Source organism: Lacrimispora sinapis (genome assembly GCF_043633585.1).
Lineage (GTDB): Bacteria > Bacillota > Clostridia > Lachnospirales > Lachnospiraceae > Lacrimispora > Lacrimispora sinapis.
The window spans coordinates 1,582,939-1,603,013 of record NZ_CP141832.1 but is presented as its reverse complement, the minus strand read 5'-3'; the positions used below and the strand labels follow the sequence as shown (position 1 = coordinate 1,603,013).

Below are 20,075 nucleotides of genomic sequence, written 5' to 3'. Positions count from 1 at the left end.
TGCTTACACGCCGCTTTTTATCTGATCAATATCCTTCCTGACCGACTGAGGAAGCTCTTGGACAGGAATGGTATATTGTATCTCGCTTCTACTGCCGGCTGATTCTGTTACAGCTGAGAAGCTGATTCTCTCAACCCTGTTGTTTACAAATGGATTCATATTGGAATACTCCTCGACAGAAGCATTTTCCATAATCTGCATCAGCAGTTCCGGGTCTGAAATGGTCAGATACTGCATCTTTTGCTTCTCATAAGCATAATTAAATTGTTCAAACTGAGTCATATCAAAATTGATTTCTTTGATCTGTTCCAGATTATTCCAGCTGTCCACATCCACCTGACATTCTTTAAGCAGCTCCAATGTATTCTTAAAGGAAGAATAGATGGGATAATACCCTCTTTCCGTAACGTCACTATACTGCCAGTAGTTCTGGCTCTCCATACGCTTGGTTTCTGCATCCGCCTGTTTTTCCGTAACAAACTGGATAGACCCGATTGGATTTTCCTTCTGCATGGTTTCTACTTTCAAATTTCTTAAATCTTCCTGGTAAACCATAAGGAGCTTTTCTGTCATCGCTTTATCGGTTCCATTTCGGTCCAGACTCACAACCTTTTTCTGGGCACCTCTGCCCACTCTCACCCATGCGGTATCCTCGGGAGTCTGGGTAAGCACTGGATAGACTGCATTCAGGAATTCCGGATTTTCATAGATCCGGACGATTTCCGGGCGCACTTTATCACCCGCCAATTTATAGGACCGATAAATATGTTTCCCGCTCTTCATGGTATATCGGACAGAGAATCGGTAAGTGTTCTCATTATCACCGGTACTTTTTTCGGATAAACCGCTTCGGTGCAGGCTTTGATTTCTTTCCACCGCCTCGCGCACCAAGGCCAGAACGGGTTTTGTATCTTTCAGCTCCATACGGCTTAATATATATTTATCGGAAGATACATTCCGCCAGTTATAATCTCCCTGCTCATCCTGCCAGATATCTCCATAATCAATCCAGTTCGTGGTGTTATCAAAGGATATCCCCATTGACTTTATAGAATTCTCTTCCGGTATATAGCTGTCAAATCCAAACCAATCATAATGAAAACTGCAAAATAGGACCCCAGCTAAAACCGCGGAAACAATCATTTGCTTCCAGTGGGAAAACAGCTTGCGGAAATCAAAATGGTAAATGATCTCAATGGAGCAATGAGCCAGCAGCGCACCACAGATCAAACCGAATGCCGCCCAGCCCAAACTGGAATGAATAAACCAGAAAAACAAACTTCCGTACAGGGAAACGAGGACCACAATGGGAATCCTGATGATTGGCATACTGATTTTAAATGCCATTGCTTTCCCGGCTGACTCTGACCCTCTTTTCTTGTAGAGCCAGAAGCACAAAAGTGCTGCAATGACAGTCCCGGCAATGACCGCTGCAATCCGAACCAGAAACTCTCCTGTAAGCTCCGGCTCCATCTTTTCTATATTTGTAACAAACAGCACAAACGGAGAAACCTTATCCATAAGCCCGTTAAATACAGTTTTCCCTTCCTTGTAGCTGGTATAAAAGAACTCATTATAGGATAAGTCCAAGGCGAACAAAAGACAGGCTGAATAAAAATGAAATACCAATGTACCCAAAATTCCTATCAATACATTTCCCGTCAAAATCATGGCAAGTACTGTTACTGTATACATCATACAATAATGTATGAGGAAAAACAGATATGCACCCAAAGAAACGCCGGCTATTTCTGCAGGAGAGATTCCGTTGGCAACCGTCACTCCCAGTGCAAGCAAAAGATTAATGCCATAGGCCGCTGCTGCGATTAAAATACCATTTATATAATTCGCCCAAAATAAATGCTTTCTGTTTACCGGAATTCCGTGGTAAAAGTCCACCTTTTGTCTGGAGTGCAGGTAAGAAAAACTGGTCACTCCCAGAATCATAGACAGAAAAATCACCAATGCGGCGAGAAACTCATTCTGAACTCCAAGCCATCTTTGAAGCTCCGAAATAACATACGGATGACTCATTTCCTGCTTTATATTCTCGTCAAGCCTAAGTGCTGTTCCTACCGGAAGAGCAAAGAAAAACAGCAAAAAAGCCACTGCCATTGACCAAAGCCGTTGTTTCCCATCCTCTTTTAAGAGATTAAAAAATAAGTTTTTTGATGTCATAACCGGCCACCTCCGTTTCACTGATAAATATTTCTTCCAGAGACAGTGGAATTATCTCATAAAATACCGGTTGGTATGATTCCATCCGTCCAATTACTTCTTCTTTGCTTCCACGCACGGTTAAGGTGTATAGCTTTCCTCTGGATTCCGTTTTGATGCGGTTTAAATCTACCAGGTCGTTCTCTGTCATCCCATCCTTTAACACGCATTGGATCTTGTGAATGTTAAGCTTCATATCATCCAAATCCCTGGAAAGCAATATTCCTCCCCTGTGCAGAAGTCCTACGTGATCGCAGATATCCTCAAGCTCCCTCAAGTTATGGGAGGCTATAATAGGGGTTAAATTTCGTTCCGCCATATCATTGGCAAAAATACTTTTTACCGCCTGACGCATCACCGGATCAAGTCCGTCAAAGGTCTCGTCACAGAACAGATACTCCGTATTGGCACAGATCCCGCAAATGACCGAAAGCTGTTTTTTCATCCCTTTGGAAAAAGTCTGGATCTTCCTTCTTGTTTCCAGTCCAAAATGATCCAATAGTGTCTGAAAACGTCCCCGGTCAAATTCCGGATAAACCCTGCTGTAAAATTCCATCATATCCTTGGGGGTTGCATTATTAAAAAAATACTGGTCATCCGAAATATAGAAGAAACGTCTCTTTACCTTTTCGTTCTCATAGACCCGTTCTCCGTCTATGACAACGCTGCCTTCATCCGGCCTTAATATCCCGCTGAGCATTCTTAAAAATGTACTCTTTCCCGCCCCATTGGTTCCGATAAGGCCGAAAACGCTCCCCTCCCGGATCTCAGCACTTACATGGTCTACCGCCACAATTTCATCAAAACGCTTGGTCAAATTTTCAGCTTTAATCATAAGTTTTATCCTCTCCTTCCAAATATTCCGGTTTTGTCCAGCCCTCTGCAATCCAGGTATGAACTTTATCTTCCGTAAGGCCAGATCTTTTTGCTTCATCAATCCAACTTCCAAGCTTTATCTTTAGTTCACTGTTTTTTAAAGCACGGATCGAACTGGTATCGGCCACAAAACTTCCTTTCCCTTTTACCGAATAAATGAATCCCCTCCGTTCCAACTCTGCATACGCTCTTTGGATCGTATTGGGATTAATGGATAAATCGGTGGCAAGACTGCGGACAGACGGCAGCTGGCTATCCTGTTCCAATACGCCGCAGATCATCAGATCTTTTAATTTTTCAACAATCTGCTCATATATGGGCCTGCGGTCTTTGTAATCAAGCAATATCATATTCCACCTCCAATATCTGTATTAATACTCCTAGTACACTAAGTATAGTAAAATACCTCTGATTTGTCAACCAGAGGCGTTAAAACTATTTAATTTCTCCGATCCTCAACGATCAGAATCCGTATGGCATTCTGGGTAAGGCTCCAGTTGAACACATACAGAGTGTATGATACATTCCCCCTGATGTATATATTGGAGCTTAATAAGATATTTCCGCTTAAAAAATTGCTTCCGGAAACCGAAACCATGTAATACCCCGTCGTTGTATACTGAAAATTAGTCACCTGCTTATAATTTACATTCCGGAAAATTACACTGCCATCATTTAACATAACATTGATTCTCCGGTTTGTTATGGAAAGATTGCATACCCGGAAACAGCCGGTATTGATTCCTCCATTGCAGAGTATATCTTCAATGACCATCAAATCAAGTCCGGAATCCGTATTGATAATAGCAATTGTAATTGCACTTTTTGCAGGAATCTGAATCTGCTTTTTTACATACTCATAGTCATTTTCACCGGTCACAGTAATTGTCAACTCCTCCGCAGATACCCGTCCATACTGGGTCATATCCCCATTATCAAGTCCATTTACCGCGATCTGGTCATTGATGAATACATAAAACGCAGGGTAGTCTGCCGCCGCATTTAAAAAGCGCACTAGTCCTACCTGGTCTGAATCGCAGTAATAACATGGAATAATCGGCTTTGGAAACATTGTTATTATGGAACTCCAGGTATTTTCATTTTCTTCTTCAGAAGATGGATTGTCAAATACCGGCCACTCATCCTGCTGGCCGGGAACGAGTATGTTTGACTGGTTCCCGTCTGAATAATCGGACTCTTCCCCTGCCGGTGTATCATGATCTCCTGTATCTGCAGGTGCCTCACTTTCTTGCGGAGACTGCTGAGGATTTGGTTCTGTATTTATGTTAGAATTTGCATCATTTTGGATATAAATTAAATCGCCCATAAAAACCCTCTTTTATGATAGTTATATAATAATTGTATTCCCCCAATGATACCCAGTGCCTGTCTCCCCACATTTGCCGGCACCTGCAAATAAAATCCCCATGACCAAAGAAACCTCTAGTCATGGGGATTTTATCTATTCTTTATAAAGACAATTAGTCATTTCCGTATAAAGTAACCAGTTTCTGCAGATATTCAAATCTTGCTTTTGCATCTGCTTCATTCTTCTCGAATAAGTCAGCTGCTCTCTCAGGGTTCTTCATTACTAAGGAAGCGTAACGAACTTCGCCCTTTAAGAATTCCTGGTATCCTTCTAATGCAGGAGCCTTGCTGTCTAAGCTGAATTTCTTCTCAGCAGCAGGGTTGAAACGGAAGTTATTCCAGTATCCGCATTCTACAGCCAGCTTCTCTTCTGTCTGAGCTTTGGACATACCTTTCTTAATACCATGGCTGATACATGGAGCATAAGCGATGATTAAAGATGGTCCCGGATAAGCCTCTGCTTCTGCAATTGCTTTTACAGTCTGAGCATAGTCAGCACCCATAGCGATCTGTGCTACATATACGTAACCATAGCTCATGGCAATGCTTGCTAAGTCTTTCTTCTTCGTATCTTTACCGCCGGCAGCGAACTGTGCTACAGCACCAGTCTTTGTAGACTTGGAGGACTGTCCGCCTGTATTGGAGTAAATCTCTGTATCAAATACCATAATATTGATATCCCTGCCGCTTGCAAGAACATGGTCAACACCACCGAAACCAATATCATAAGCCCAACCGTCACCACCAAAGATCCACTGGGATTTCTTTGCCAGATAGTTTTTGTCTTTCAGAATTGCTTTGGCTAATTCACAGTCACAGCCTTCTAATGCAGCAACGAGCTTATCGGTAGCAGTTCCGTTGGTTGCGCCAACTGCAAATGTGTCAAGGTACTCTTTACATGCTGCTTTCACTTCATCAGAAGCCTTTTCAGAGTTTAACAGCTCTTCTACTTTAGCCTTTAATCCACTTCTAAGTGCAGTCTGAGCTAAAAGCATACCATAACCAAACTCTGCATTGTCTTCAAATAAGGAGTTTGCCCATGCAGGACCCTGTCCTTTTTCATTTACAGTATATGGTGTAGATGGTGAAGAGTTACCCCAGATAGAAGAACATCCAGTTGCATTGGCAATATACATTCTGTCACCGAATAACTGAGTTACTAATTTTGCATAAGGAGTTTCACCACAACCGGCACATGCTCCTGAGTACTCAAGAAGCGGCTTTTTGAACTGGCTTCCCTTAACAGTAGTCTCTTTGAATTTCGTGATCACTTCCTGTTTGGTCGGAAGAGTCTGGCCATAGTCAAAGCCTGTCTGAGTTGCATCACAGTTTGCTTCCATGTTTACCATAGTAAGAGCCTTTTCGCCCTTCTTTCCAGGACAAACATTTGCACAGGAACCACAACCGGTACAGTCAAATGCAGATACCGTAATAGCGAACTGGTATCCTGCCATACCTGTCATAGGAAGTGTCTTCATAACTTCCGGCTTCTTAGCTGCTTCTTCTTCTGTTAAAGCAACCGGACGGATAACTGCATGAGGACAAACATAGGAACAGAAGTTACACTGGATACAATTATCTGGATTCCAGCTTGGAATATTTACTGCAATACCACGTTTCTCATATGCGGAGGTACCGGATGGTGAGGAACCATTTGCATAATCAGTAAATGCGGATACTGGTAAAGAATCACCTTCCTGAGCACTGACTTTTATCTGGATATTATTTACGAAGTCAACAACTTCCTTGTTATCACCGGAGATTTTCTTATAGTCAAGACCTTCATCCGTGCAGTTTTTCCAGCTCTCTGGAACTTCTACTTTGACAACACCCTTTGCACCAGCGTCGATGGCAGCCCAGTTCTTCTTTACAACCTCTTCGCCCTTACGTCCGTAAGTTGCTTTAGCTGCTGCTTTCATCAATTCGTTTGCTTTTTCAGCAGGAATGATTCCAGTCAGTTCAAAGAATGCAGACTGAAGGATTGTGTTGATACGTGTTGGTCCCATACCGGTCTCAATACCGATTTTAACACCGTCGATGGTGTATAACTGAATATTGTGATCTGCGATATATTTCTTTACCTGGCCTGGTAAGTGCTTGTCAAGACCGTCTTTGTCCCAAGGACAGTTCAATAAGAAGATACCGCCGTCTACAAGTTCCTGAACCATATTGTACTTACGTACATAGGAAGGATTGTGGCAAGCGACGAAGTTTGCCTTACGGATCAGGTAAGTGGACTTGATCGGCTTATGTCCGAAACGTAAATGGGACATGGTAACACCACCGGATTTTTTGGAATCATAATCAAAATATGCCTGAGCATACATGTCGGTATTATCACCAATGATCTTGATGGAGTTCTTATTTGCACCTACCGTACCATCTGCACCAAGACCCCAGAACTTACAGTTAGTAGTTCCTTCCGGAGTAGTAACAATCGGATCACCTGTTTCAAGAGAAAGATGTGTAACATCATCCACAATACCGATGGTAAATGGTGTTTTTGTCTTATTATTGTAAACAGCAACGATCTGTGCAGGCGTTGTATCCTTGGAACCTAAACCGTAACGTCCGGTCAGAATCTTAACCTGATCAAACTTAGATCCTCTAAGAGCAGCAACAACATCTAAGTATAATGGCTCACCTAAAGAACCTGGCTCTTTTGTTCTGTCTAAAACAGAGATTGTTTTAACAGAATCAGGAATGGCATCAATCAGAGCCTGTGCGCTGAAAGGTCTGAAAAGACGAACTTTTACAACACCAACCTTATGTCCGGCCTTTGTTAAATAATCGATTGTCTCTTCAATCGTATCATTAACAGAACCCATAGCAATGATTACATGGTCTGCATCTGCTGCTCCGTAGTAGTTGAATAACTTATAATCCGTACCGATCTTTTCATTGACCTTGTCCATGTATTTCTGAACAATTCCTGGAAGAGCATCGTAATATGGATTACATGCTTCTCTTGCCTGGAAGAAGATGTCAGGGTTCTGAGCGGAACCTCTTAAATTCGGCTTGTTCGGATTTAATGCATTACGACGGAATTCATCGACTGCATCCATGTTTAACATGTCTTTTAAATCTTCATAATCCCATGTCTCGATCTTCTGGATCTCATGAGATGTACGGAAACCATCAAAGAAGTTAATAAACGGCACTTTGCCTTCAAGAGCAGCCATATGAGCTACCGGAGTCAAGTCCATAACTTCCTGTACGCTTGATTCGCATAACATAGCACAGCCTGTCTGGCGGCATGCATATACGTCAGAGTGGTCACCAAAAATAGATAAAGCATGAGATGCAACTGCACGAGCGGATACATTGAATACTGCCGGCAGCTGCTCACCTGCGATTTTATAAAGGTTTGGGATCATAAGTAACAGACCCTGGGAAGCGGTATAGGTGGTGGTCAGCGCACCTGCTGCTAAGGAACCATGAACTGCACCTGCTGCTCCTGCCTCAGACTGCATTTCTGTAATCTGTACTGTCTGACCAAAGATGTTTGTTCTTCCGTCTGTGGCCCATTCATCTGTGGCCTCTGCCATAGGTGTAGATGGGGTAATTGGATAAATAGCCGCTACATCAGTATACGCATAAGAAGCATGCGCTGCTGCGTGGTTACCATCCATGGTTTTCATTTTTCTTGCCATTTTTGATTTCCTCCTGCAAATGTGAATATTAATAAATCGTTCCCATAATGGGAAAGTGACCTGACATTATTATAACAATTATTCAACAAAAAGCAAATATTAAAACTGGAAAATTAAGTATTATTTTTGAAACAATCGAAAAAAAGAGGACTGGAACAAAATATCTGTCCAGTCCTGTCTGTTATTGTCCGTTTATCCGTTTAATGGATTGGGAGGCACAATGGTTTCTGCAGGGGCTGTGGTTTCTTCCATATCGGAAGAAGGTCCCTGTGATTTTGATGGCTGAGTCTCCTGTGGGGTTGGTTTCTCCTGCTGGGTTTCACCGGAAGAAGAATTGCCCGGGGTATCTCCGGCCTGTGAAGCTTTCGTCTCTTGATTGGCCTGAGAACCTCCGTTAGTTCCTGCATCGGAAGGATTGGCTGAAGGAATCACCACTCCGGAGGTGTTCCTCTTGATCGTAGCCGCTTTTCCGCGGTATGTGCTGTTGTGGAAAAACTCATCACTTACCACAACACCGTTTTTCTTGGTCACGAGATTCGTCACCCAGCGGCTTCCTTTGGTCTCTGCCTTAACGATCTTCTCTACCCCGGCCGGGAGAGTCTGATCTTCTTCATATACTGGCGCAGGAGCATCCAGTTCGGCTGTCTTTTTGGAGGTCATGGACAAAGTGACTCCGTCTTCCAATATCGGAATGCCGACGATGGAGATCTTCAATTTCTGTTTTGCAAAGCTGGTTCTGATTGCAATGGAACTGGAAGAATTATTTACAAACTTCATATCCGGCCCGCCAAAACTCACCATGGCATCCTCTCCCGGTGTAACATAAGAAGGCTCGTAACTATGGGCATGGCGCTCTGTGGTCGTAAGACCGGCAAAAACCACCGCATTATATAAGGTAGACGATACCTGACATACGCCGCCGCCAGGCTCCTCGATCAATTCTCCGTTCAAATATGCTCCAGCAGGACGATACCCTTTGGCAGAAGAACGTTCTCCTGTTGCTTTATTAAAAGAGAACTCTTCCCCTGGTTTAAGAATCAGTCCGTTTAAAGCAGCGGAGGCAAGTTCGATATTCTTATTCCTGTCTTTGTTCGATGTGGTGGTGGTGGTATAAGTCCCAATTACCTTGTACAGCTCTTTTGCCTGGGCCTCTGTGATCTTAGGTGCCACTTCCTTGCCTGTGGCCGGAATAACCGCCTGAAAGTTCTTCGCCTTCAGCTGAGCAGTTATATCGGCTGAAAGTTTATCCTGGTCAATCACTACGCCGTTTTGTTCTCCAGAATAAATAAACTTACCGGTGTTTTTGTCAAAACCGGAAATGGAACCATTTTTCGCTGCAACGTCCCATTTCTCTGCTGCCGCTTTCACCACGGAACCGATCTCCTCTTCCATTCCATCCGTATCCAGAGTGTAGCTTTCTTTTGGTTCCCCTGTATATATTTCCTCCAGCAGAGCTTCGATCTTACTGTCCAGAAGGTTTTTTACTTTGAATTCGTCATTATTATAAGTAACCTTCATTCCCCATGGGTACTTTTTAAGAATGGCTTCACGGGCTTCTTCCCTGGACATACCGGCAATGGAAATATCGTCTACCTTTACGTCCTTTTTTAATCCCTGATCTGAAACCGTTGAGGAATTCACTTCAGCCGCCTTTGCTTTACGGCTTCCGGCAAATTTAACAACCGCCATTATACTGATCACCGCGACAACAGCCAAAATGATCCCCAAAAGTACCTTCGTTACATCGTATTGAGGTCCTCTTTTTCTTTTCCTTCCACGTCTTTGATAAGAACTGCCACGGCTGTAAGACTGGCTTGTCCTGCGGCCTGAGGATGACGTGTTTCTTTTACTTTCGTTCTGAGAGGAACGGATTCTTCCACCGCCTCTTTGTCTGTTATCTACCTGACTCATTTATTTCACCTTTTTACATGATTATGTGGTATTACATTGAGTAGTATACCATACTTTGTGGGAAATGCTATTACGATTTTATGAATTTTCTTAATTAATTTCCCCGTTTTTTCTGTATTTTACAGAACGTAAAAAACATGTTACTATAGTGTTACCAATCTATTTCATTTTGGAGGTTCTTATGAATTTTGTCGATTTACATGTTCATTCCACCGCTTCGGATGGTACCTTATCTCCCTCCGAAGTGGTGTCACTTGCTGCAGAAAAAAAGCTGACAGCCATCGCACTGACCGATCACGATACCATAGATGGAATCAAAGAAGCACAGGAGGCGGCTTTCGGCCTTCCTCTCGAAATCGTTCCCGGCATTGAACTGTCCTGTGTTTATTTAGAAGAAGAAATACATATCCTGGGGCTTTATGTCGATCCTTCCGACTCCTGTTTTTCTTCTGAAATCAGCGAACTAAAAAAAATCCGTGATAAGAGAAATGCCGAAATTATCCGCCGTTTCCAAGAAGCAGACATCCTGATCTCTCTGGAAGAAGTCATGGCCGGTAATCCGGGTACAGTAGTAACCCGTGCACATTTTGCGCGCGTGCTTTGGGAAAAGGGCTATGTAAAAACCATGGACCAGGCATTTAAAAAATACTTAAACTATGGAGGTCCTTACTGCCCGAGGAAAAAAAATATCACTCCGGAGCACGCGATAAAGATCCTGACCGGCTGCAATGCGTTTCCGGTTCTGGCTCATCCCTTACAGTATCACCTGGGAGACAAAAAGACGGAGGAACTGGTCTGCTATTTAAAAGAGCTTGGGCTCTTAGGTCTGGAGGTGTATCACTCCTCAAACAACCAGTATGAAAGTTTAAAGCTAAAAAGCCTAGCCAGAAAATATGGCCTTTTTCCCACGGGCGGTTCTGATTTTCACGGGAGCAATAAGCCTGATATTGAATTGGGGACCGGCAGAGGCGGTCTCCGCATCTCAAGCCTGCTGCTTGATGACATCAAACAGTTCCGAAATTCATTTCCGGGATAACATCAGCCGATTTTTCCTTCGTCAATAAAGCCTGCCAGTTCAATGGCAAAATAGGTGATAAGGATATTGGCTCCTGCACGGTAAATGCTGATTGCAGATTCGCATATGATTTTTTCTTCATCAATAAATCCGGCTTTAGAGGCTGCTTTTATCATAGCATATTCCCCGCTGACGCTGTATGCAGCCACAGGAATATCGTGCCTGTCTGCAACTTCCCTGATGATATCCAGATAAGACAGAGCCGGTTTTACCATGATGATGTCCGCTCCTTCGGCGGCATCAAGCTCCGCTTCCTTTAATGCCTCTTTCCGGTTATGGTAATCCATCTGATAACTCTTACGGTCTCCGAAGGCCGGTGCCGAACCTGCGGCTTCACGGAAAGGGCCGTAGAATGCAGAAGCGTATTTTGCAGAATAAGCCATGATCGGTACCTCTGAAAATCCAGCTTCATCAAGGGCTTCTCTCATAGAACCGATTCGTCCATCCATCATATCGGACGGTGCCACCATATCAGCTCCTGCTCTTGCGTGAGATACTGCGATCCGGTTTAAATAAGCAAGGGTCTTGTCATTATCCACGGTCTCTCCGCAAAGGATGCCGCAGTGACCATGAGAAGTATATTCACACATACAAACATCCGTTATGATATAGACAGAGGGATAATTTTCTTTGATATAGCGGATGGTCCGCTGAACGATCCCATCTTCCTCATATGCCTGACTTCCGCAGGCATCTTTATGTTCCGGAATCCCAAACAGCAGCACCTTTTTTACTCCTGCAGCCACAAGCCGGTCCATAATAAGGGAAAGCCGGTCCACGCTGTAACGGTACTGCCCCTCCATAGAAGAAATTTCTTCCACAATGCCTTCTCCGTCTACTGCAAACAAGGGATAGATCAAGGACTCCTTGGAAACCCTTGTTTCCCTTACCATTTTTCTCAATGTGTCCGATGTACGCAGTCTTCTCGGTCTGTATAATAAGTCCATTTGTCTTTACCTCCATTTTATTCCTGTCCTATTATACACCCTCTTTAAGAAGATTCAAGTAATTCTTGCAGCAACTCAAAAGATTGCTTATAATGGTATCTGTATCATACCAAATAGAAATGAGGTACTGCTTTATGGAAGAATTCTATCAGGCAATGGAAGAGAGAATCCGCATGGCCGGCTATGAAGGTCCGGTGAGCGGGGAAGAGATCTACAACGATATCTGCGATGAGATTGATGACAAGGAACCGGGCGCTTATGTTTTCATGTCAAAAAAGACAGACGACACCTTTTTTGAATACAAGATCCAGGTCTTTGAGGACCAGTTTAACTTGAGTGCGGTGGACATCCATACACCACACAAGGTCTATCATGCCGATTTTGATTAAGATTTTAATATGGGAAAATACGTTCTCCACAATACTTAATGAAAGCCGCTGACCGGCGGTCATTTTAAGAACCATGTAAAAATCCCCTGAAAGACGGGCACCAACGAATGTGTGTGCCTGCCTGCCAGGGGCTTTTTTATGGTTTGACCGCCTTATCTTTTTTGGGAGGATACCTTTTACTTAACCGTTTATTGACTTCCTCCCGAAGAAGGGTATACAGTACGGAACATAAAGGAATGAAGATTAACATTCCCACGATTCCCATGGTGCTGCCGCCGATGGTCACTGCCATCAGCACCCAGATGGAAGGAAGACCTACGGAATTTCCAACTACATGGGGATAGATTAAATTGCCCTCTATCTGCTGAAGCACGAAAAATATAATCACAAAAACAAGGGCATTGATTGGTTCTACCATCAGCATGAGGAAAGCTCCGATGACACAGCCTATAAATGCTCCAAACAGGGGAATCAGTGCTGTAAACGCAATCAACACACCTATGAGCAGTGCGTAGGGAAGCTGAAAGACGGAAAGTACAACAAAGAACATACTTCCAAGGATTACAGCTTCCAGACACTGGCCGGCAAAGAAGCTGGAAAAAGTCTCATAGATCAGATGCAAGATTTCCAAAGTCCGGTTTGTGACGGCTTCCGGAAGAAATGCTCTCATCAGCTTCTTAAACTGGCGTGACAGGGTTTCCTTCTGAAGCAGAATGTAAATGGCAAATACAAATCCAATGAAAAATGTGGTAACACCGCTTATAATGGACATGGCTGCAGACAGCGTTGAAGTAAGCACAGTGCCTGCACCTGTGGTCAAAAATTCAACCACACGGTTTAAAAAGGATTTCCAGTCAATCTGAATGCCATTGATATAATCTGCGATCTCAGGGAATTGGACAAACAACAATTCTGCTTCTTCTTTTGCCCTTGTGAGAAAAGCAGGGATGCTGTTCTGCAAACTTAGGAGGGTATCAATTACCTGGGGCATTACCACAAAAATCACAAGAACTACGATTCCCACCACAAATACAATCGAAAGGCACAGACTTAGGGGTCTGAGGGCCTTGCTCTCTTTCTTCAGCGGCAGAAGTTTTTCAATCCTCTGCATCGGTACGTTAAGGATAAAAGCCAATACTCCCCCCAAAAAAAGGGGAGTCAAAAATCCAAATAACTTTACTGCAAAACCAAACAGGCTCCGGTAATTAAAACCGGCCACCACTGCTACGACCGCAAATACGATCAGCCAGCGAAGCTTTTTAATAGTATTGTCATTCAATTCCATGATATTCTCCTTTTATTTCTTCCTGAAAGACGTCTTTGATCTCCTTCATGAAAGCATGAAAGGTACCCTGTGCCATCTTAGCACTTCCGCCGCCTCTGCCATTTAGTCTGCTGATCATCGTCTTGCAGAGCAGGCGCATGTCCGCAAAGCTGCTTCCTAATGCAAATTGATACATGTCTTCTTCTCCGGAGCATATAAGAACGATGCTTCCTTTGTTTTTTTCACACAGCATAGTACAATACTGTCTTAATTCTGCAGGAGCCAGTCCACGTTCAACAACCAGAAGCGGTTGATCGGATACCGGAAATTCCATGACCTTTTTCTCCAGCAGTTCCTTCACCAGCTGATTGATCCTGCTCTCCCTTTTCAACTTTTCTTCTTTCAGTTTCTGCGCGGCTTCCAGAATTTCATCGGGCCTGGCTGAAAAAAGTGCGGAAATGCCGGATACAGATTTTTGCTTTTTCCGGTAATCCTCAAGAGCCATCTTTCCGCACAGAATGGTGATTCTGACTCCGCCTTTATAGTTCATCAGTCCGGTCACCTTTATGATTCCAATTTCTCCGGTCGTATTTACATGAGTTCCGCAGCAGGCACATACATCTCCCCCCGGAATCTCTATGATGCGGACCTGCCCGCTCAATTCCTTTTTACTGCGGTATTCCAGCAGAGATAGTTCTTCTTTGGAAGGATAGGATTCCTGTATGGAAACATTCTCCCATATCAATTCGTTGGCTTTAGTTTCTGCGGCTTCTATCTGATCCCAGGAAAGAACTCCGTTAAAATCAACGGTTATCTCCTCTTTTCCCATATGAAATCCTACATTATCATAGCCATAATGCTTATGTATGATTCCTGATAGCAGATGTTCGCCTGAGTGATTCTGCATATGGGTGAATCTTCTTTCCCAGTCAATGGTTCCCGTTACCGTGCTGCCGGTCAAAACCTTTCCGTCCGTTATATGAACAATCCCTTTTGCATCTTCCCTCACATCAAGGACTGCTGCCTCTCCCAGTTTTCCTGTATCTGCCGGCTGGCCGCCGCCCTCCGGGTAAAAGGCCGTCCGGTCCAGTACCACCTCATAAAGCCCGTCCTTTCCGGGGTTACAGCTCAGCACCTTTGCTTCAAACGTTTTCCGATAGGGTCTTTCATAATATAATTTTTCCATCATTTGCTCCTTATTTCCCTGTTGTTACTAATTATACACAAGAATTGGATAAGTTCAATCATAACAAATATAAAATTTTACGAAAAAATGTGGAAACAGTGGCAAGCTGATATTCATACACTTACATTGTAAACAAATTATTTGGAGGAACCAATATGAGTGATCTGGCAGCAACTAACTGTGGATGCGGATGTGACAACGGAGGAAATAGTGGATGTGGCAATATTATTTGGCTTATCCTGATCCTTTGCTGCTGCGGCGGTAACGGTTTTGGCAACAGTTGTGGCGGATGTGGAAATGATGGATGCGGTAGTTGGATTTGGATCATCCTTCTTCTCTGCTGCTGCGGCGGTAACGGTTTCGGCTGCGGAAATAACTTCTGCTGCTAAACGCAAACATAAAACAAGGCCCAATCCTTTCATAGGATCGGGCCTTGTTTTCATCCATCAGCGTCTTTGATTGTTCTCTTGCCCCGGTCTTGTAAAAGGGCTTTGGCTTCCGCTTCCTTTCCCTGTATTCCGGTTCTGTTTCCTATTCATACACTCATCATCAATTTCATATACAGCATTTCCATCTATAATTAATCTGCTTCTCATATCTATATCACTCTCCTGTAATACTAATATATGCAGCTGCATATATTGTCAACAAGAAAAGTAAGGATATTAAACTATGAATCATGAAGAAAACGTCCCTGCAAATGATCTGGACTCCCTCATCAATAATAACCATCTTCAAATGATGAAGGCTGCCCTGCCTTATATGAACGTTACCCATCAACGTTTCATCTCGACCTTTATTAAATTTAACGAGCTGCAGCGCACCATAAATTTATTTGAAGAAGGAGAAGTAGCTGCTATGGGAATCTGTTCGGCCGGAGACAGGCAATCCCCCGATTCCCCTCTTGAAATGCTGAATACCATAAAGCCCTATGCCAATCAATCCGAGCAGGACCTTATTGATCTTATCATCAATTTTTTCCAGGGATTCAAACTGGCCGGAGCTTATCAGGAAACCGTTCCTACTTCTACCATCCCGGTACAGGCACAGCAGCAATCAGACGGAAAGAACAAATCCGACGGACAGAACAAATCCCAGAATCCCCGCCGTCAGAATAATCCTCTTGGAAGGCTGTCCTTTGAACAGCTGAAAAATTTCATACCTCCGGAACAGCAATCCCGTTTTGAAACCTTGCAGCTTATGATGTCCGCCATGCAGCAGATGAATTAATCATTATTCCCACAGGAATCTATATCACTCACCGAAAGGAAGGATACGAATCTATGAACTCCAACTGGAAACAAGATCCAAGGCTCAAAAAAATGAATCCCCAGAAAATTTCCATGCTGACGGAATTTGCCGCTAAGGTGGAATACGCTCCAAAGGACCAGCTTATGACCACCCTTTTAGCTTTAAATGCGGAAGCAAGTCAGAGAGGCATCCAGTTTAACGATGAAGAAACCGACCTGCTCGTCTCCATCATGAGCGCCAATATGACTCCTGCCGAAAAAAACCGGGTGGATACCCTACGAATGCTCTCTAAGAATTTAATGAGACGAAATAAAAAATAACAAAAAAACATTAGTATTCAGACTTTGCTCTGCGGATGCGCTTCTTTAAAAACATCAGCAAAGCGATACCTCCCGCTGCAAGGATCAAAATCCCAATCATGGAGGTGGCAAACCCGACTTTATGTACGATTGCTTCCCAGTTATTCCCGGCAGCCGCACCCAGGTTTACGAGCAGAAGGTTCCAGAAAAAAGAACCGACAGCCGTAAATATGATAAAAGTAAATACATTCATTCTGGCAGTACCGGCCGGCAAAGAAATCAGACATCTTAAAACAGGAACACATCTGCAGAACAGAACAGTATATTTCCCCTTTTTATGAAACCAGTCTGTAGATTTATAGATGTCTTCTTTCTTAAAGCCGAGAAACCTTCCAATCTTTGTATCAACAAGTGCAGCGAGTCTGTCTTCGGAAAGGAACCGTCCGGCTCCATATAGCAGAAGGGAACCAATCACAGATAAAACAGTGGCACCAATCACCACTCCTGCTATGGTCATCGCCGACTGGGTGGTCATCCATCCGGCAAAAGTGAGCACCAGTTCTGAGGGGATAAAAGGAAGAATGTTTTCAAGGATCACAAAAACCATGATAGCGAGATAACCATAGTGATTCATTGCCTGTATAATAAATTGATCCATTTTTTATGCCTTTCTGAATTTCTGCATTATTTTTTATATTCATAATTATTTATGATATATGGACAATAAAATATATGCATCATTTTATACTTATAATAAGGACATTACAGACCATGCTGACAGGCCATAATGTCCTTATTACCAATTATTTCAAAGAAAAATGGACGCCTATTTGCAGACGATATTTACAATTCTGCCGGGGACATAAATTTCTTTCACAATGGTTCCTGTTAGTTTATCAGAAATCAGCTCTTTCCCTGCCTGAATGGCATCTTCTTTGGATACGTCCGCAGGAAGAGTGACGACTGCTCTTGTTTTTCCGTTGACCTGAACGGCCACTTCAATTTCATCGTCCTTCATGGCCTCCTTGTCACATTCCGGCCACTGTGCATGGAATACGGAATCTCCTTCTCCAAGCTGACGCCACAATTCTTCTCCGATGTGAGGTGCAAATGGAGCAAGAAGGATAACGAAGGTCTTAAGAGTTTCTTTGTCTATGCCTCCGTTCTTCTTTGCAAGCTCAATCAGTTTGTTGTTGTATTCCATAAATCCGGAAATGACCGTATTCAAATTGAACTGATTAAAACGCTGGTCAATATCAAATATCAGCTTATTGCGAAGACGGATCATCTCCTTGGTGGCTTTTACGTCCTTGCCGCAGCTTTCAGTCACCAGGTTCCAGAAACGGTTCAAGAAACGGCTGACTCCTTCGATTCCTCTGTCATCCCATTCTGCATCAAGTTCCGGCGGGCCCACGAACAGCTCATACATACGGAGCGAATCACATCCGTAGTCACGGACAAGGTCATCCGGAGAAACTACATTACCCTTAGACTTGCTCATCTTGATTCCGTTCTTTCCGGTAATCATGCCCTGATTGAACAGCTTAACAAAGGGTTCATCAAAATCCAAAACTCCGATATCATTTAAAAACTTGGTGTAGAAACGGGAATACAGAAGGTGAAGCACCGCATGCTCCACGCCGCCGATATACATATCCACGGGAAGATATTTTTCTGCTTTCTCTCTGGATACCAACTCCTTATCATTATGACTGTCTACATAGCGGAGGAAGTACCAGGAGGAACCGGCCCACTGAGGCATGGTATTGGTCTCTCTCTTTGCAGGAGCGCCGCACTGAGGGCAGGTGGTATTCACCCATTCGTCAATGCCGGCAAGCGGGGATTCCCCTGTTCCGGTGGGCTGATAGCTTTCCACCTCAGGCAGTTTGAGAGGAAGCTGATCTTCCGGCACCGGAACATTGCCGCAGTGAGGACAGTGAATGATCGGGATTGGTTCCCCCCAGTAACGCTGTCTGGAGAACACCCAGTCACGAAGCTTGAAGTTTTCCGTCTTTTTGCCCAGCCCTCTTTTTTCAATCATGGCCGGAGCCTCTTTTTTAAGTACCGAGGATTCCATGCCGTTCCACTCGCCGGAATTGATCATAATTCCGTTTGCATCGGTATAAGCTTCTGTTAAGTTTTCGATTTCCTTACCGTCTTTTGCAATGACCTGGATGATCGGAATATGAAACTTCTTCGCAAACTCAAAGTCTCTGTCATCATGGGCAGGTACGCACATAATGGCTCCGGTACCGTAATCGGCCAGCACGTAATCAGAAAGCCAGATCGGTACTTTAGCCCCGTTTAAAGGATTTATTGCATAGCTTCCGGTAAATACACCGGTCTTTTCTTTGTCCTGAAGACGGTCTACGTTGGATTTCATGGAAGAATCATAAATATAGGCTTCAACCGCTTCCTTGTTCTCCTCCGTTGCAAGAGCTGCTGCAAGCTCATGCTCCGGCGCAAGCACCATAAAGGTGGCACCATGTAAAGTGTCAGGTCTGGTTGTATATACGGTGATGGATTCGTCTCTGCCGTCTACTTTAAAATTTACCTCAGCACCATAGGACTTGCCGATCCAGTCACTTTGCATTTTCTTCACTTTTTCCGGCCAGTCAAGCTTGTCAAGATCCTTTAACAGCCGGTCCGCATAAGCAGTGATTTTCAGCATCCACTGTCTTAAATTTTTCTTTGTTACAGCGGTACCGCAGCGTTCGCAGCAGCCGTTGACCACTTCTTCGTTGGCAAGTCCGGTCTTACAGGAAGGACACCAGTTAATGGGGAATTCCTTCTCATAGGCCAGTCCTTTTTTAAACATCTGTACAAAGATCCACTGCGTCCATTTGTAAAATTCGGGGTCTGTTGTATTGACCTCCATATCCCAGTCATAGACAGCGGAGATCTCATTGATCTGCCGTTTGATGTTGGATACATTTTCCGCTGTGGATTTTGCCGGATGGACTCCCATCTTGATGGCATAATTCTCAGCCGGAAGACCAAAGGCATCCCAGCCCATGGGATGAATCACATAATGGCCTTTTAATATCTGATACCGGCTCCATACATCAGAGATTACATAGCCTCTCCAGTGTCCTACATGAAGCCCGCTTCCGGACGGATATGGGAACATATCCAGACAATAATATTTTGGTTTCTTTCCATCATTCACATTGATGGGATTCTTCGCCCAGTTCTCACGCCATTTCTTCTCAATGGCACTGTGGTTGTAAGCTGCTGCCATAAAATTTCCTCCTTTTAAAAGGGATATCCCTTAGATCAGATTCACACGGTTAAAATAAAAAAGCGCCTCAAGCCATCAAAGGACGGCTATAGAGACGCAGGATTTACCGCGTGGTACCACTCTATTTCATACATTGCTCGTATGCTCTCAATCGGATACAACCTTCATATCCGCCTGCTGTAACGGTCAGGTCTCCGGCAATACCTACACAGAAGCCATAAACTTCCTTCCGTACGCTACTCCTAGGCCAGTTCAGCTGTCATCCCCAACCGGCTTACACCAACCGCCGGCTCTCTGTATGCTTCAGACTGCTTACTACTCCTAATCACAGTATTTTTGCTAACTGTAAATGTAACATAATTGGAGATATGTGTCAACCGGCTTTTACGAAATCTTGC

At 43.8% G+C, this 20,075-nt stretch carries 17 protein-coding genes and 1 other annotated feature; of the genes, 5 read left to right on the top strand and 12 right to left on the bottom strand.

All coding sequences use genetic code 11. The features are described 5' to 3' along the window. Positions 1-3: 3 nt before the first annotated feature. From VIG27_RS07390 to VIG27_RS07365, 6 genes are all read right to left on the bottom strand, one after another. Positions 4-2,178: a DUF6449 domain-containing protein gene (locus tag VIG27_RS07390; protein WP_394526727.1), complete on the bottom strand. Its 2,175-nt coding sequence runs from the start codon at positions 2,176-2,178 to the stop codon at positions 4-6. After that, entirely contained in the window at positions 2,153-3,052 is a 900-nt protein-coding gene (locus VIG27_RS07385; protein WP_394526724.1) for an ABC transporter ATP-binding protein, read from the bottom strand. The genes VIG27_RS07390 and VIG27_RS07385 overlap by 26 nt, the downstream gene beginning before the upstream one ends. Further along, positions 3,045-3,443: a GntR family transcriptional regulator gene (locus tag VIG27_RS07380; protein ID WP_394526720.1), complete on the bottom strand. Its 399-nt coding sequence runs from the start codon at positions 3,441-3,443 to the stop codon at positions 3,045-3,047. Before VIG27_RS07380 ends, VIG27_RS07385 begins: the two co-directional genes overlap by 8 nt. Before the next feature lie 89 nt (positions 3,444-3,532). Beyond that, positions 3,533-4,420 carry a DUF4397 domain-containing protein gene (locus tag VIG27_RS07375; protein WP_394526718.1) on the bottom strand — a complete coding sequence of 296 codons (888 nt, stop codon included), beginning with the start codon at positions 4,418-4,420 and terminating at the stop codon, positions 3,533-3,535. A 154-nt stretch (positions 4,421-4,574) separates the two neighbouring features. After that, entirely contained in the window at positions 4,575-8,114 is a 3,540-nt protein-coding gene (nifJ, locus tag VIG27_RS07370) for a pyruvate:ferredoxin (flavodoxin) oxidoreductase (RefSeq protein WP_394526715.1), read from the bottom strand. A 192-nt stretch (positions 8,115-8,306) separates the two neighbouring features. Beyond that, on the bottom strand, positions 8,307-10,025 hold the full coding sequence (locus tag VIG27_RS07365; protein WP_394526713.1) for a VanW family protein: 1,719 nt from the start codon (positions 10,023-10,025) through the stop codon (positions 8,307-8,309). A gap of 181 nt (positions 10,026-10,206) precedes the next feature. On the opposite strand from VIG27_RS07365, the gene VIG27_RS07360 reads away from it, so the two are divergent. Next, entirely contained in the window at positions 10,207-11,061 is an 855-nt protein-coding gene (locus VIG27_RS07360; RefSeq protein ID WP_394526709.1) for a PHP domain-containing protein, read from the top strand. 2 nt (positions 11,062-11,063) lie between these two features. On the opposite strand, the gene hemB is transcribed toward VIG27_RS07360, so the two are convergent. Beyond that, a complete protein-coding gene (gene hemB, locus VIG27_RS07355) occupies positions 11,064-12,047 on the bottom strand; it encodes a porphobilinogen synthase (protein WP_394526706.1) in 984 nt (327 codons plus the stop codon). 134 nt (positions 12,048-12,181) lie between these two features. On the opposite strand from hemB, the gene VIG27_RS07350 reads away from it, so the two are divergent. Continuing rightward, a complete protein-coding gene (locus VIG27_RS07350; RefSeq protein WP_394526703.1) occupies positions 12,182-12,436 on the top strand; it encodes a hypothetical protein in 255 nt (84 codons plus the stop codon). 136 nt (positions 12,437-12,572) lie between these two features. Here the strand turns inward: VIG27_RS07350 and VIG27_RS07345 are convergent, their stop codons facing one another. Together VIG27_RS07345 and VIG27_RS07340 are read right to left on the bottom strand one after the other, a co-directional pair. Further along, positions 12,573-13,721: an AI-2E family transporter gene (locus tag VIG27_RS07345; protein ID WP_394526701.1), complete on the bottom strand. Its 1,149-nt coding sequence runs from the start codon at positions 13,719-13,721 to the stop codon at positions 12,573-12,575. Further along, positions 13,708-14,886: an alanyl-tRNA editing protein gene (locus tag VIG27_RS07340; protein WP_394527447.1), complete on the bottom strand. Its 1,179-nt coding sequence runs from the start codon at positions 14,884-14,886 to the stop codon at positions 13,708-13,710. Before VIG27_RS07340 ends, VIG27_RS07345 begins: the two co-directional genes overlap by 14 nt. A gap of 155 nt (positions 14,887-15,041) precedes the next feature. Between VIG27_RS07340 and VIG27_RS07335 the strand changes: the two genes are divergently transcribed. Beyond that, positions 15,042-15,275, top strand: a complete 234-nt coding sequence (locus VIG27_RS07335; protein WP_394526699.1) for a chorion class high-cysteine HCB protein 13 — start codon at positions 15,042-15,044, stop codon at positions 15,273-15,275. A gap of 57 nt (positions 15,276-15,332) precedes the next feature. Here the strand turns inward: VIG27_RS07335 and VIG27_RS07330 are convergent, their stop codons facing one another. Next, complete coding sequence (locus VIG27_RS07330; RefSeq protein ID WP_394526697.1) at positions 15,333-15,482, bottom strand: hypothetical protein; 150 nt, start codon at positions 15,480-15,482, stop codon at positions 15,333-15,335. Between the two features lie 76 nt (positions 15,483-15,558). Here VIG27_RS07330 and VIG27_RS07325 point away from each other — a divergent pair, with 76 nt between their 5' ends. Together VIG27_RS07325 and VIG27_RS07320 are read left to right on the top strand one after the other, a co-directional pair. Then, entirely contained in the window at positions 15,559-16,116 is a 558-nt protein-coding gene (locus tag VIG27_RS07325) for a hypothetical protein (RefSeq protein WP_394526694.1), read from the top strand. Positions 16,117-16,169: 53 nt separating this feature from the next. Next, a complete protein-coding gene (locus tag VIG27_RS07320; protein ID WP_394526691.1) occupies positions 16,170-16,457 on the top strand; it encodes a hypothetical protein in 288 nt (95 codons plus the stop codon). A gap of 10 nt (positions 16,458-16,467) precedes the next feature. Here the strand turns inward: VIG27_RS07320 and VIG27_RS07315 are convergent, their stop codons facing one another. Together VIG27_RS07315 and leuS are read right to left on the bottom strand one after the other, a co-directional pair. Beyond that, on the bottom strand, positions 16,468-17,094 hold the full coding sequence (locus VIG27_RS07315; protein ID WP_394526689.1) for a DedA family protein: 627 nt from the start codon (positions 17,092-17,094) through the stop codon (positions 16,468-16,470). A gap of 168 nt (positions 17,095-17,262) precedes the next feature. After that, on the bottom strand, positions 17,263-19,677 hold the full coding sequence (gene leuS, locus VIG27_RS07310; RefSeq protein ID WP_394526686.1) for a leucine--tRNA ligase: 2,415 nt from the start codon (positions 19,675-19,677) through the stop codon (positions 17,263-17,265). 87 nt (positions 19,678-19,764) lie between these two features. Then, positions 19,765-20,015 (bottom strand) — a binding site (T-box leader). Positions 20,016-20,075: the final 60 nt, after the last annotated feature.

Coding starts and splice junctions, on each gene's coding strand:
- VIG27_RS07340 (WP_394527447.1), bottom strand. CDS start 14,886: ATGGAAAAATTATATTATGAAAGACCCTATCGGAAAACGTTTGAAGCA.
- VIG27_RS07335 (WP_394526699.1), top strand. CDS start 15,042: ATGAGTGATCTGGCAGCAACTAACTGTGGATGCGGATGTGACAACGGA.
- VIG27_RS07330 (WP_394526697.1), bottom strand. CDS start 15,482: ATGAGAAGCAGATTAATTATAGATGGAAATGCTGTATATGAAATTGAT.
- VIG27_RS07315 (WP_394526689.1), bottom strand. CDS start 17,094: ATGGATCAATTTATTATACAGGCAATGAATCACTATGGTTATCTCGCT.
- VIG27_RS07375 (WP_394526718.1), bottom strand. CDS start 4,420: ATGGGCGATTTAATTTATATCCAAAATGATGCAAATTCTAACATAAAT.
- VIG27_RS07350 (WP_394526703.1), top strand. CDS start 12,182: ATGGAAGAATTCTATCAGGCAATGGAAGAGAGAATCCGCATGGCCGGC.
- VIG27_RS07325 (WP_394526694.1), top strand. CDS start 15,559: ATGAATCATGAAGAAAACGTCCCTGCAAATGATCTGGACTCCCTCATC.
- VIG27_RS07345 (WP_394526701.1), bottom strand. CDS start 13,721: ATGGAATTGAATGACAATACTATTAAAAAGCTTCGCTGGCTGATCGTA.
- VIG27_RS07390 (WP_394526727.1), bottom strand. CDS start 2,178: ATGACATCAAAAAACTTATTTTTTAATCTCTTAAAAGAGGATGGGAAA.
- VIG27_RS07365 (WP_394526713.1), bottom strand. CDS start 10,025: ATGAGTCAGGTAGATAACAGACAAAGAGGCGGTGGAAGAATCCGTTCC.
- VIG27_RS07360 (WP_394526709.1), top strand. CDS start 10,207: ATGAATTTTGTCGATTTACATGTTCATTCCACCGCTTCGGATGGTACC.
- hemB (WP_394526706.1), bottom strand. CDS start 12,047: ATGGACTTATTATACAGACCGAGAAGACTGCGTACATCGGACACATTG.
- VIG27_RS07380 (WP_394526720.1), bottom strand. CDS start 3,443: ATGATATTGCTTGATTACAAAGACCGCAGGCCCATATATGAGCAGATT.
- VIG27_RS07320 (WP_394526691.1), top strand. CDS start 16,170: ATGAACTCCAACTGGAAACAAGATCCAAGGCTCAAAAAAATGAATCCC.
- nifJ (WP_394526715.1), bottom strand. CDS start 8,114: ATGGCAAGAAAAATGAAAACCATGGATGGTAACCACGCAGCAGCGCAT.
- VIG27_RS07385 (WP_394526724.1), bottom strand. CDS start 3,052: ATGATTAAAGCTGAAAATTTGACCAAGCGTTTTGATGAAATTGTGGCG.
- leuS (WP_394526686.1), bottom strand. CDS start 19,677: ATGGCAGCAGCTTACAACCACAGTGCCATTGAGAAGAAATGGCGTGAG.